Origin of the sequence: Algoriphagus sp. AGSA1 (genome assembly GCF_021390545.1) — a bacterium.
Classification (GTDB): Bacteria; Bacteroidota; Bacteroidia; order Cytophagales; family Cyclobacteriaceae; genus Algoriphagus.
Genome location: NZ_JAJUWR010000030.1, coordinates 1 through 12820 on the forward strand (window position 1 = coordinate 1; position 12820 = coordinate 12820).

13 protein-coding genes are annotated in these 12820 nt (G+C 42.3%); 11 read left to right on the top strand and 2 right to left on the bottom strand.

The genetic code is table 11. From position 1 onward, the window contains the following. Positions 1–279: 279 nt before the first annotated feature. From sufB to LZF95_RS20520, 10 genes are all read left to right on the top strand, one after another. A complete protein-coding gene (gene sufB, locus LZF95_RS20475; RefSeq protein WP_233756994.1) occupies positions 280–1725 on the top strand; it encodes a Fe-S cluster assembly protein SufB in 1446 nt (481 codons plus the stop codon). Positions 1726–1793: 68 nt separating this feature from the next. Beyond that, the gene (locus LZF95_RS20480) at positions 1794–2153 is read left to right on the top strand and encodes a four helix bundle protein (RefSeq protein ID WP_368670793.1); all 360 of its coding nucleotides are present in this window, start codon (positions 1794–1796) and stop codon (positions 2151–2153) included. A gap of 47 nt (positions 2154–2200) precedes the next feature. Beyond that, complete coding sequence (sufC, locus tag LZF95_RS20485) at positions 2201–2965, top strand: Fe-S cluster assembly ATPase SufC (protein ID WP_233756996.1); 765 nt, start codon at positions 2201–2203, stop codon at positions 2963–2965. 22 nt (positions 2966–2987) lie between these two features. Continuing rightward, a complete protein-coding gene (gene sufD / locus LZF95_RS20490) occupies positions 2988–4256 on the top strand; it encodes a Fe-S cluster assembly protein SufD (protein ID WP_233756997.1) in 1269 nt (422 codons plus the stop codon). A 12-nt stretch (positions 4257–4268) separates the two neighbouring features. After that, the gene (locus tag LZF95_RS20495) at positions 4269–5492 is read left to right on the top strand and encodes a cysteine desulfurase (protein WP_233756998.1); all 1224 of its coding nucleotides are present in this window, start codon (positions 4269–4271) and stop codon (positions 5490–5492) included. Then, on the top strand, positions 5489–5920 hold the full coding sequence (locus LZF95_RS20500) for a SufE family protein (RefSeq protein ID WP_233756999.1): 432 nt from the start codon (positions 5489–5491) through the stop codon (positions 5918–5920). The genes LZF95_RS20495 and LZF95_RS20500 overlap by 4 nt, the downstream gene beginning before the upstream one ends. Positions 5921–5924: 4 nt before the next feature. Beyond that, positions 5925–6266, top strand: a complete 342-nt coding sequence (locus tag LZF95_RS20505; protein ID WP_233757000.1) for a DUF59 domain-containing protein — start codon at positions 5925–5927, stop codon at positions 6264–6266. A 26-nt stretch (positions 6267–6292) separates the two neighbouring features. After that, positions 6293–6715: a BrxA/BrxB family bacilliredoxin gene (locus LZF95_RS20510; protein WP_233757001.1), complete on the top strand. Its 423-nt coding sequence runs from the start codon at positions 6293–6295 to the stop codon at positions 6713–6715. Positions 6716–6946: 231 nt separating this feature from the next. Next, complete coding sequence (locus tag LZF95_RS20515; protein WP_233757002.1) at positions 6947–8233, top strand: citrate synthase; 1287 nt, start codon at positions 6947–6949, stop codon at positions 8231–8233. Between the two features lie 132 nt (positions 8234–8365). After that, the gene (locus LZF95_RS20520; RefSeq protein ID WP_233757004.1) at positions 8366–8626 is read left to right on the top strand and encodes an acyl-CoA-binding protein; all 261 of its coding nucleotides are present in this window, start codon (positions 8366–8368) and stop codon (positions 8624–8626) included. Here LZF95_RS20520 and LZF95_RS20525 read toward each other — a convergent pair. Then, positions 8623–9627, bottom strand: coding sequence for a bile acid:sodium symporter family protein (locus LZF95_RS20525; RefSeq protein ID WP_233757005.1), 1005 nt, complete (start codon positions 9625–9627; stop codon positions 8623–8625). The genes LZF95_RS20520 and LZF95_RS20525 overlap by 4 nt on opposite strands. Beyond that, positions 9624–10373, bottom strand: a complete 750-nt coding sequence (locus tag LZF95_RS20530; RefSeq protein ID WP_233757007.1) for an RNA methyltransferase — start codon at positions 10371–10373, stop codon at positions 9624–9626. The genes LZF95_RS20525 and LZF95_RS20530 overlap by 4 nt, the downstream gene beginning before the upstream one ends. Positions 10374–10392: 19 nt before the next feature. Here LZF95_RS20530 and LZF95_RS20535 point away from each other — a divergent pair, with 19 nt between their 5' ends. Further along, positions 10393–12816, top strand: coding sequence for a BamA/TamA family outer membrane protein (locus tag LZF95_RS20535; protein ID WP_306422381.1), 2424 nt, complete (start codon positions 10393–10395; stop codon positions 12814–12816). Positions 12817–12820: the final 4 nt, after the last annotated feature.

The window sequence follows — 12820 nt, forward strand, 5'->3', positions numbered from 1 at the left end:
ATCCCGATTCCTATAAAATTAAACGGTATTCAAAAAAATAGAGGCCGAAATCAGGAAATCGGCCTCTATTGAATAAAAAAGGCTGTCTTCAATTATCAAACATCAATATGAGACAGCCTCTTTTTTTTTGTAAAGTCCATGTAGAGTGGACGGAAAAGGCGTTTTCTATCGAGAGAAGGTATGCCCGATAGAATTATCCAATGGGTAAAAACATGAAAATTTCATTATATGTTGTACCTTCGCCATTAAAATGTAATTAGTCTAAATAACTCAGCAACAATGAGCAAAGACAATCAGATTTTAGAAGAACTAACATCAAAAGAATACGAACACGGATGGTCAGTGAACTACGAAGCCGATGAGGCTCCCGTAGGCCTTACTGAGGAGACTATTCGATGGATATCTGCAAAGAAAGAAGAACCACAATGGCTTCTTGACTGGAGATTGAAAGCGTTCAAAACCTGGGAGGCAATGATTGAGCCCAAATGGGCAAATGTCCATTACCCAAAAATTGACTTACAGTCCTTAAAATATTATTCCGCTCCGAAACAGTCCAGTAAACCAAAAAGTCTCGATGAAGTAGATCCTGAATTACTGGATATCTATAAGCGTCTGGGTATAAATCTCAACGAACAGAAAAGATTGCAGGGAATCGCTGTCGATGCAGTATTGGATTCAGTTTCGGTGGCCACTACCTTCAAAGGCACACTTTCCAAACTGGGAATAGTGTTCTGCTCATTCAGTGAGGCTGTAAAAGAACACCCTGAACTAGTTAAGAAATACTTGGGCTCTGTAGTGCCAATGACCGACAATTATTATGCGGCGTTAAATTCCGCTGTATTTTCTGACGGGTCATTTTGCTATATCCCTAAAGGTGTCAGATGCCCGATGGAGCTTTCCACCTATTTCAGGATCAATGCGGCCAACACCGGCCAGTTTGAGAGAACACTCATCGTGGCCGAAGATGAATCTTACGTATCTTACCTGGAAGGATGTACTGCCCCACAACGAGATGAGAACCAGCTCCACGCCGCAGTGGTAGAAATCTACGCCGGAGCACACGCAGAAGTGAAATATTCTACTGTACAAAACTGGTTTCCCGGTGACAAAGAAGGAAGAGGCGGCATTTATAATTTCGTGACCAAACGCGGTATCTGTGCCGGCGACTTCTCCAAAATATCCTGGACACAGGTGGAAACAGGTTCCGCTGTGACATGGAAATATCCTTCTTGTATTCTGAAAGGGGACAACTCCATAGGTGAATTTTATTCCGTAGCGGTAACCAACAACTACCAACAAGCAGATACAGGAACGAAAATGATCCATATTGGTAAAAACACTAAGTCGCGAATCGTCTCCAAAGGTATATCCGCTGGCAAATCACAAAACTCATATCGAGGCCAAGTACAGGTCATGAAACGTGCTGCCAATGCCCGTAATTTCTCCCAGTGTGATTCATTATTGATGGGAGACCGCTGTGGTGCGCACACCTTCCCATACATAGATATACACAATCCATCCGCCAAAGTAGAGCACGAAGCCACCACTTCCAAAATCGGAGAGGACCAGCTTTTCTATTGCAACCAACGTGGCATTGCAACTGAAGATGCAGTAGCCCTAATCGTCAATGGATATGCCAAAGAAGTATTGAATCAACTGCCAATGGAGTTTGCTGTGGAAGCGCAGAAGCTTTTGGCACTTACCCTGGAAGGTTCAGTAGGTTAAGAGAATTTGCGATTTGAAATTTCTCATTTGAAATCAAGGCAATTCTCATTCGCTTTGAAGATTTAGACATCTGGAAAAAGACGAGAGAAGAGTATAAAGAAATCTTTGAACTAACCAAGAAGGAAGGTTTTAAGAATGATTTCAGTTTGAAAAATCAAATCAACTCCTCTTCTGGTTCTATTATGGACAATATAGCTGAAGGCTTTGAGAGGGAAGGAAATAGAGAATTTATTCAATTTCTGAGTATTGCAAAAGCATTAGCAGGGGAGTCAAGATCCCAACTATATCGAGCTTTTGACAGAAACTACATTACCGAAGTAACACTAGAAGAAACTAGTAGGAAAAGTATAGAAATCAGTAAATCTATTTCTGGCTTTATAAAATATTTAAAAGACAGTGAGATCAGGGGAAACAAGTTTAAAAGCTAAAAATAAGGTTGCCCCAATTTCAAACATCAAATGTCAAATTTAAGATTATGTTAAGTATAAAGAATTTGCACGCCTCTATTGAAGGAACCCCTATCCTCAGAGGTATCAATTTAGAGGTAAAAGCCGGTGAAGTCCATGCAATCATGGGGCCAAACGGCTCTGGTAAATCAACTCTTGCCTCAGTTTTGGCAGGAAGAGAGGAATATGAAGTAACAGGTGGCGCAGTCACTTTCAAAGATAAAGACCTTCTGGATCTTTCCCCTGAAGACAGAGCTAGAGAAGGTGTGTTTCTGGCATTCCAATATCCTGTGGAAATCCCAGGAGTCAGCTCGACTAACTTTCTGAGAACAGCGGTAAACCAAGTAAGGGAATACCGTGGAGAGGATCCTTTGGACGCGGTGAAATTTCTCACACTCATGAAAGAAAAGATGAAGTTGGTGGAGATGGATCAGAAGCTGTTAAGCAGAGCATTGAATGAAGGTTTTTCTGGAGGGGAAAAGAAAAGAAATGAGATCTTCCAGATGGCTATGCTTGCTCCTACCCTTTCTATTTTGGACGAAACTGACTCCGGCTTGGATATAGATGCGCTCCGCATTGTATCGCATGGGGTGAACCAACTAAAATCGAAAGACAATGCTACGATCGTGGTGACCCACTACCAAAGGTTGTTGGACTACATCGTTCCTGATTATGTACATGTACTGTACAAAGGGCAGATCGTGAAGTCAGGTACCAAAGAGCTTGCCCTTGAGCTGGAAGAAAAAGGGTACGACTGGATCAAAGACGAAGTCGATTCCAAAGCCACAGTCTGATTTTCATTCTAAAACATCACTCATGAGTACGCTTATCAAGCAAGATATACTTGTGGAATTACTGGAAAATGCAGGTCAAGGCTTTGAACAGGCACGAGCTGCAGGAAAGGAAGCTTTCCAAACCCAAGGATTCCCCACCAATAAATCAGAGGAATATAAATTCACCCCGCTCACCAAGAAGATCGAGAGCAGCATCCAAAATTTTGCCTCCGCGGGAGCTTTTGAAGTAAGTGCTGAACAGGTGAAGGCAAACGTATTCGAAGGTTTTGAAGGAGACATTTTGGTATTTGCCAACGGACATTTTCAGCCTTCCCTTTCTTCGGATATCGAAGGAGTGGAGACCGCACTGCTTCCCGAAAAAGCGGATACTCCGATTGGAAGCGTGGCCAAACCTGAAAAAGACCCTTTTTGTGCATTGAACCAAAGTTCTTTTGAAGGGGGATTATTTATTGCTATCCCAAGGAAAACTCACCTACAGAAGCCGATTCTTTTGTTGAACTTCTATCAATCCAATAAGGGCCAAGTGATACAGCCAAGGGTATGGATAGAAGCCGGAGACTTTGCTGAAGCGACTTTCATCACACACAGTGTAAACCTCAGTGACACTCCATACCTTGTTAACAAGGTAGTGGAAGTTAAAGGCGGACTCAATACGCAGCTTCGCTACTACAAGCTGCAGAACGAAGATAAGAATGCTATAGAGGTCAGCACTATAGAAACTGATATCCAAAAGGATGGAAGATTTACTTCGGTGACCATTTCTCTTTCAGGAGAATTGGTCAGAAATAATCTCAGTCTAAATATACTTGGAAGCAATTCTGAAGGAAACATGTACGGATTGTATTTGCTAAACGGCAAATCACACGTGGATAATCATACCAATGTAGATCATACCGTCGCTCATGCCGAATCAAATGAGCTTTATAAAGGTATTCTGGCAGACAGTTCCCGGGGTGTATTCAATGGGAAAATCTTCGTGAGACAAGATGCCCAAAAGACAAATGCATTCCAGCAAAACAACAACATCCTGCTATCTGAAGACGCGGTGGTCAACACCAAACCTCAATTGGAAATATGGGCAGATGACGTGAAATGCTCTCACGGCTGTACCACAGGTCAGTTGGACGAAGAGGCTTTATTTTATCTTCAGGCTCGGGGTATAGCAAAGAACCAAGCAAAGGGTTTGTTACTGTATGCCTTCGCTGGAGAAGTCTTAGAGCATATTACGGACGAAAGCTTCAAAAACTATTGCATCGCGAAGGTTCAAGAGCGTCTTGGAAGCAACTTCTAATAAACAGTATCAATGGGATTAGATATAGCAAAAATCAGAGAACAGTTTCCGGTACTGAACCAAGAAGTACATGGTAAGCACCTGGTGTATTTTGACAATGCCGCTACTACCCAAAAACCCCAGTCAGTACTGGATGCCTTGACAAATTACTACAGCAAGGACAATTCAAACATACATCGTGGTGCCCATGCACTGGCAGATCGGGCCACAAGATATTATGAGGAGACACGGGAAGCCATTAGGCAATTTATCAATGCACGTGAATCCGCAGAGATTATTTTCACTAAAGGTACTACAGAAGGAATCAACTTGGTCGCTTCTACCTTTGGCAGAAAACATATAGGCAAAGGTGATGAAATCATCATCTCCTCATTGGAGCATCACTCCAACATTGTCCCATGGCATATGCTCTGTGAGGAAAAAGGCGCAGTCCTGAAAGTAATTCCGATCAATGAAGCCGGTGAGCTTGTTTATGAGGAATTTGAGAAACTCCTCACACCAAATACCAAGCTTGTCAGCATCGTCCACGCCTCGAATGCGCTGGGCACAATCAATCCTGTTAAGAAAATAATTGATGCTGCTCATGCCGTAGGGGCTAAAGTGCTTCTGGATGGAGCCCAAAGCTCAAGCCACTTACAGATCGACGTGCAGGATCTTGACTGCGATTTCTTTGCCTTCTCAGCACATAAGTTGTACGGACCTACAGGACTTGGCTGTCTGTATGGAAAAAGAGAAACCTTAGAATCCATGCCACCTTATCAAGGAGGTGGGGAAATGATCAAAGAAGTCACGTTTGAAAAGACTACCTACAACGAAATCCCATTCAAGTTCGAAGCCGGGACCCCTAATATAGCAGATGTAATTGCCTTTAAAGCAGCACTTGAATTTGTCAATGGATTGGGTAAAGATGCCATCAAGGCTCACGAAGACGAATTGCTTGCCTATGCAAACGAGCTCTTGTTGCCGATTAAAGGTTTTGTGCCTCTAGGCACGGCTAAAGAAAAAGTAAGTGTAATCTCCTTTAATATCAATGCAATGCATCCCTACGATGTAGGGATGATGTTGGATGCTAATGGCATTGCAGTCAGAACCGGGCATCACTGCACGCAGCCATTGATGAAAAGACTTGGAATTGAAGGAACTGTAAGAGCGTCATTTTCCGTTTACAATTCGAAATCAGAAATAGAAAAACTGGCGGAAAGCTTAACCCGCATCGCCCGAATCAAAAATAAATGAGCAGTATTCAAGAAGTTCAAGATGAAATAGTTTCAGAATTTGAAATTCTAGGAGACGACAAGGAATCTACCATCTATTATATCATGGAGCTGGGAGGAAATCTGGAAAGGTTTCCTGATAATGAAAGGATAGAGGCTAACACCATCAAAGGATGCCAGTCCAAAGTCTGGCTAATAGCAGAGGAGAAAGATGGCAAAGTACATTTCCTTGCTGACTCCAATACTGATATCACCAAAGGTTTAATTTCTCTTTTACTGCGTGTATTGAACTATCGTAGTCCAGAGGAGATTATTAAAGCAGAGCTTAATTTCGTGGAGAGAATAGGAATGGGCTCTATCATCGGTAGCCAGCGATCAAACGGTTTCGCATCGATGATCAAGCAAATAAAACTTTATGCTTTGGCTATCCAAAGCAAGCAAAATGCCTGATACTATGTCAACAGAAAACATCAATACACCGATAGGACAAATTGAAAACCTCAAGGAAAAGGTAATACAGGCTATTAAATTGGTATATGATCCCGAGATCCCGGTAGATGTGTATGATCTGGGTTTGATCTATGAGATCACGGTTTATCCGGTCAATAATGTGTATGTGCTGATGACATTGACATCACCTAACTGCCCTTCAGCTGAGTTTATTCCTTCTGAAGTAAAAGATAAAATCCAGCAGATCCAGGGAGTCAACAATGTGGAGATAGAGTTGACATTTGACCCGCCCTACTCTCAGGATATGATGTCCGAAGCAGCTAAACTTGAATTAGGTTTTCTATAAACAAGAAATTTAAAACCAGTAATATTATGTATCCAGAAGAATTGATCGCTCCGATGAGAGCGGAACTTTCCAATGTAGGATTTGAAGAGTTCAGAACTGCTGAGCAAGTAGCTACGCATCTCGGCCCTGACCATAAAGGCACCACCCTGATCGTAGTGAATTCAGTATGCGGCTGTGCGGCTGGCGCGGCAAGACCCGGTGTAACCTATGCGGTAGAAAATTCCAAAGTTAAGCCTACTAAGCTGGCAACAGTATTTGCAGGAAATGATAGAGAGGCAGTGGAGAAACTCAGGGAACTTTGCCTTCCATATCCTCCCTCCTCTCCTGCAATGGCATTGTTCAAAGATGGGGAGCTGGTGCATTTCATTGAGCGTCACCACATCGAAGGCCGAAATGCCAAAATGATAGGTGACCACTTAGTAGAAGTATTCGAGCACTTCTGTGTTTAGTAAAATAGCCCTCAGGGGCTTTTTTATTTTACCTCTCTTAAAATCAAAAGCCTATTAAAATGTAATTTTAATAAAACCCCAAGTGAAGCAAATAGATATTGATCGCTAATTCCATTTTCGGGCGAATAATCACCCAAAGGTCACATTCTACCTTCCAAAAACTGACTGATTTTATTATCTTACAGGCTTAATTCGAGGTTTTTTAACATACGCAATCCAAATAAAAAATATATGTCTGAATCAGCTAAGCTTTCTTTCAAAGGACAAGACTATGAATTTCCGGTAATCACCGGTACCGAAAACGAATCGGCAATAGATATCGCAAAACTTAGAGCCTCCTCGGGACTGATCACCCTTGACCCGGGATACAAAAATACAGGCGCGACTAAAAGTGCCATTACATTTTTAGATGGGGAAGAGGGAATTCTTCGCTATAGAGGATACAGGATAGAAGACCTGGCAGAAAAATCCAACTTCTTAGAAGTTTCTTATCTATTGATCTATGGTGAACTCCCCACCCAATCACAGTATGAAACCTTCTCCAAAGAGATTACCCACCACACATTAGTACATGAAGATATCAAGAAGATCCTGGAAGGTTTTCCCTCCAACGCCCACCCCATGGGAGTTCTATCTTCACTAATCTGTGCGTTGACTGCTTTCTATCCGGATTCCTTGAATCCAAACAGAAACAAAGAGGAGATCAACCTGAGCATAGTCCGTTTAATTGCTAAAATGCCGACTTTTGCTGCCTGGGCCTATAAAAATGAAATGGGGCATCCGGTAAATTACCCGGACAACTCACTTGACTATTGTTCAAACTTCCTGAAAATGATGTTTGCTCTACCTGCTGAGAAATACGATGTAGATCCTGTCGTATCCTCAGCTCTGGACAAACTACTTATCCTGCATGCAGACCACGAGCAAAATTGCTCCACTTCCACGGTACGAATAGTAGGTTCGTCCCAGGCTAGCATCTATGCTTCTATTTCCGCAGGCATCAATGCACTTTGGGGGCCACTTCACGGAGGAGCCAACCAATCTGTGATTGAGATGCTGGAAGCCATCAAGGCAGATGGTGGAGACGCTAAAAAATATTTGGATAAAGCCAAAGACAAAAATGACCCATTCAGATTGATGGGCTTTGGGCACAGGGTTTATAAAAATTTCGATCCTCGGGCAAAAATCATCAAAAAAGCCGCAGATGACGTATTGGAGAAACTGGGTGTGAATGATCCTGTATTGGAAATCGCAAAAGAACTGGAGCACGCAGCACTAAATGACCAATATTTCATAGACCGACAGCTATATCCAAATGTTGATTTCTATTCCGGAATCATTTACAGAGCACTTGGTATCCCTACCGACATGTTTACTGTGATGTTTGCGCTGGGCAGACTTCCAGGCTGGATAGCCCAGTGGAAAGAAATGCGTGAAAACGGTGAGCCTATTGGCCGTCCTAGACAGGTTTACACAGGAGCAAATGAGCGAGACTATGTGTCCATGAACAAGCGATAAGTGTAGAGGGAATCCCCACCATAAATAAAAAGCCAGCAGGTTTCTGCTGGCTTTTTATTTATAGGCCAAAAGGAGCAAATCCAATACGTGGTATTAAATTTGTTATTTCACCCCAAATCAACCACCTAAATCATGTCAGCCAAAACGCTTGAAGAGGCAGTTGCCTTGACCAAAAAATTCACTGATAGACCAAACAATGAAGAGTTACTGAAGCTGTACGGACTTTACAAACAAGCCACAGAAGGAGACAATGAGACAGAAAGACCCGGCGGCTTTGATTTCAAGGCAGCCGCAAAATATAATGCCTGGCTTAATCAAAAAGGGCTTTCAAAAGAAGAGGCTGCCGGTCAATATATCCAGTTAGTAGAGCGACTTGCTAAAACACATATCTAATGCAAGGATGGATTATCAACTTTTTTGGAGTATCTCGTAGCTATATAACTCCCCACAATCAATTGCTGTATGTGGTAGAGCATTACGGGTAAGAGCACCAATCCTAAAATTGCCGGATCCGGAAAAATCACCTTTCCGATGACTACCCCTTGGACGAGTGATTTCTTGGAGCCACAGAACAAAGCAGTCACTTTATCCTCCCAGCTAAAGTCAAGTAGCTGGCAGAGGATTGCTATGAGTATCCAAATCATGAAAAAGAGCCCGAGCATGGTCGCTCCCACCTCAAGCAATACACTTGATTTGTAAGGTGCAAATACATTTTGGAAAAATGACTGTGCAAAAGAAGTAAACACAATCATCATAATTACTGTCTGATCTACATATTTGAGCACAGAGAGATACTTGCTGATTCTTGGAAAGAGCCATTTATGTGCTAAAATACCAAGTATCACAGGCAACAGGACTTTTATAGAAAGTTCTCCTAACGTAGGGAGAAAATCCATCTGTATATCCGAGGCATCTGCCAGGATCCCCATCCATGCAGGAGTAATCACCACACCAAGAAGGCTGGAAATACTCGCATTGAAGATAGCTCCTGGGATATTTCCCCTAGCTATAGAAACCATAACCACTGAAGCGCTTACTGTAGATGGGAGTACAGAGAGGTAAGTAATGCCTAATTGAAAATCCTTGGCTATCCAGGGAAACAAAGGAATAATGGCCAGTACTAGAAGTGGAAAGAACACAAATGTGCTTAGCTGGATAAGTACATGCAACTTCCAGTTTTTCAGCCCAGTTTTCAGCTGCACAGGATTTAATTTCACCCCATAAAGAAAAAAAACAAGGCCAATCCCCACATTGATGATAGGTTTCCATGGGAAAGGAGACTGATTAGAACCTGCAAACGGAAAAAGCCATCCGAGAAAAATAGCCACAAATAAGCCCAATAAAAACCCGTTGATCCCAACCTTACCCAAAATCCCGGCTAATTTCCTGATCATTGAACTTGTAAACGCTTAAAATTATCACACAGTACGGCTGTGGCTATAGCCACATTCAATGACTCAGCCTGCCCAAATCCAGGAATAGTCACCCGATCAGTCACAAATCCCCCTATATTATCAGATATTCCATTCGATTCATTTCCCATGAGGATCACACCGCTGGAAACCTGGCGCAGTTCATGGACATTCTTTCCATCAAGGAATGCCCCATATACAGGCACATTCCACGCTTGGAAAGTCCTTCTAAGGTCTGCATAGAAGAAATTTACCCGGGTAAATGACCCCATGGTGGATTGGATTACTTTAGGATTGTAGAACTCTGCTGTGTGCTCAGAAAAAACAAGATTTTTTATACCATACCAGTCTGCTATTCTGATTATTGTCCCCAGATTTCCCGGATCCCTCACCTCATCCAATCCCAGCACAAATTCACCTTCAGGAAAATCAAATGAACTATTGACTTTCATATGGACTACAGCCAATGCACTATCATTGCTCTGATATTGTCCCAGTCCTTCCAGCTGTTTCTGGCTAGCTTGTATCACATGAGCAGAGGAACTATTGATAAGCCTATTATTCTTATGGATAAAAGACTCCGTCGCCACCAGAAGTTCCAATCTAAAATCAGAATTCAACACTTCAACAACACTCTTTTCCCCTTCCACAAAGAACATTCGTTCCTGAACCCGGAATTTCTTTTGATGTAAGGATTTTATAAACTTAACTGTATTTTTGCTAAGCATTCGGATCGATTCTGCCATTTTGAAATTCACCAAATATATACTTTTTATCTGTGTCCTCTGGGGCATGTTTGCTTGTTCGCTAAGCAAAAACTTACCCGAAAACAGCTATGTCCTTGAAGACAACAGACTTGAAGGAGTGGAAAAGTCCAACAAATCAGAAATAGAAGGGTTGTATTTTCAGGAACCAAATACCCGGATCCCTCTGACGAATTCATCATTAGGGGTTACTATCTATAGAATAGGGCAGTCTTTCTACGACAGTGCTAAAGTGACTGCGAGGCTTGATGCAAAAAACTCGGAACTCATAGAAGTGAATGCCAGATTGGAGCAATCTGAGGACCGAAAAAAACTTCTTAAAAAGCGAGATAAAATCCAGACAAAAATCCAGGATCTGAAAAAACTGCAGGAATACGGAAACTTCTTGATGCGGACTGGAAATCCACTGGCGGTTCTGGATAGTGCTTTGACCGAAAAAACAGTTACTGAAATTGACAACTACCTATACAATAAGGGATTTCTGGACGCAGAAGTATCTTTCTCCGTGGAAACAAGGAAAAAAAAGGCTAAAGTCTCCTATATGATCAATGAAAAAGAACCTTACCTCATAGATTCTATTTATACCAATTCTGTGAATGAAGGGCTGTTGTCATTGATCAACAATACCAAAGAAAAATCCTTTATAAAGCAAGGAGACCGCTACGACCAAACCAATTTTACCAGAGAAAGGGACAGACTGGAAGAGCTATTCAAGAACAATGGCTACTACATGTTCACCAAGAGCTTCATTGACTACAACTTGTATTATGACACAGCCGAGCATCAAATCAATGTAGAGCAACGGATCCTTAAACCTTCATTTTCTGAAAAACACGAAGTCTATAGAATAGACTCTATCACATTCAAGGTGAGTCCTCCAAGCGATCAGTTTATCGATGAAAAAGTTGGGAAAAATTTCAGGAATATAGATTTCACCTTTTACAGAGATAGATTTTCGGCCAAACTACTCGGTTCCAGGATCTTGTTTGACGAGGGACAAAAATATAGCAGAATAGATATAGTAGAAACGCAAAAACAACTTAGCAACCTGGATCTTTTCAGGTATATAAATATCTCCTTTGACACCTTGGGCAACTCACTTACCGCAAAAATACTTACTCAGCCCAACCAGAAATACCAGCTCACCAATCAGCTTGGTCTCAGTATCACCGAGCAGTTGCCAGGCCCATTTTTCAGTATGGTTTTGAGAAACAGAAATTTCTTCCGGGCAGGCGAGATTCTGGAATTCAATACACGTGCAGGATTCGAGGGAGTGGCCTCAGCGACTGATCAGGGAGTTTACCAAAGCAAGGAATTTGGGATTTCCGGATCAGTGATTTTCCCCAGGTTTCTCATCCCCTTTTATGGAAGAAGTCTGGAGAAATTTGGAAGGTATAACCCAAACACCCGTACACAGATAGGCTATAATTATACCAACCGCCCGGAATATACCCGATCAGGGCTAAACGGACTACTGGCATATACCTGGGTCACCCGGGGCAATCGACAGCAGTTTACCATTAACGCCGCAGATGTTAATTATGTACGTACTCCGCAGATATCACGTGATTTCGCACAGGTTCTTTTGGATCTGGAAAGCCAGGGGAATAATTTAATATGGTCCTTTCTGCCTTCGTTAATCAGCAGTTTTTCCGCACAATCCATAATTAACTTCAATAATTATGGCAACTATACTTCCTTGAACAAAGCATCCTTACTTAAGCTATTCGTAGAAAGTGGGGGGACCACACTCAACTTTATAAATACCTCTAGCAACAGCGAAACAACAGATTTTGCCAGGTTTCAATGGCTTAAACTACAGGCCGACTTTAGAAGATATTACCCTCTCAACCAAAAATCCACAATCGCATATAGAGCCAACTTCGGAATTGCCAATCCCTATGGAGTGAGTAACGGAATCCTCCCTTATGAGAAATATTTCTTTGCGGGTGGAGGGACAAGTATCAGAGCGTGGCAAGCAAGAAGACTTGGCCCTGGGAGCTACACTCCTCCTATAGGTGACCGAGGACGCTACGACTATGCTTTTGAACAGCCTGCGGAAATGATCATTGAAACCATGCTGGAATATCGAAGAAACCTTGTCGGTTATTTTGATATGGCCGTCTTTGTTGATGCTGGGAATGCCTGGGTCATCGGGGTGGATAATTCCAGACCAGGGGCCGATTTCAGGTATGACAGGTTCTATAAAGAGATCGCTTTAGGCACAGGGGTGGGCGTAAGAATGGATTTCAATTTCCTGGTAATACGACTTGATCTAGCCACGAAAGCGGTGGATCCGTCAATGCCTGAGGGTGACCGCTGGGTGCTCGACAATATATCATTCAGCAATCTTTTTGGACTAAAAGGCCAAACAGTTCTTAACTTTGGTATTGGTTACCCATTCTAACCGC

Excerpts from the sequence above, each read along its gene's own strand:
- LZF95_RS20520 (WP_233757004.1), top strand. The coding sequence starts at position 8,366 with ATGTCAGCCAAAACGCTTGAAGAGGCAGTTGCCTTGACCAAAAAATTC.
- LZF95_RS20505 (WP_233757000.1), top strand. The coding sequence starts at position 5,925 with ATGTCAACAGAAAACATCAATACACCGATAGGACAAATTGAAAACCTC.
- LZF95_RS20525 (WP_233757005.1), bottom strand. The coding sequence starts at position 9,627 with ATGATCAGGAAATTAGCCGGGATTTTGGGTAAGGTTGGGATCAACGGG.
- LZF95_RS20495 (WP_233756998.1), top strand. The coding sequence starts at position 4,269 with ATGGGATTAGATATAGCAAAAATCAGAGAACAGTTTCCGGTACTGAAC.
- LZF95_RS20515 (WP_233757002.1), top strand. The coding sequence starts at position 6,947 with ATGTCTGAATCAGCTAAGCTTTCTTTCAAAGGACAAGACTATGAATTT.
- sufC (WP_233756996.1), top strand. The coding sequence starts at position 2,201 with ATGTTAAGTATAAAGAATTTGCACGCCTCTATTGAAGGAACCCCTATC.
- sufB (WP_233756994.1), top strand. The coding sequence starts at position 280 with ATGAGCAAAGACAATCAGATTTTAGAAGAACTAACATCAAAAGAATAC.
- LZF95_RS20530 (WP_233757007.1), bottom strand. The coding sequence starts at position 10,373 with ATGCTTAGCAAAAATACAGTTAAGTTTATAAAATCCTTACATCAAAAG.
- LZF95_RS20510 (WP_233757001.1), top strand. The coding sequence starts at position 6,293 with ATGTATCCAGAAGAATTGATCGCTCCGATGAGAGCGGAACTTTCCAAT.
- sufD (WP_233756997.1), top strand. The coding sequence starts at position 2,988 with ATGAGTACGCTTATCAAGCAAGATATACTTGTGGAATTACTGGAAAAT.
- LZF95_RS20500 (WP_233756999.1), top strand. The coding sequence starts at position 5,489 with ATGAGCAGTATTCAAGAAGTTCAAGATGAAATAGTTTCAGAATTTGAA.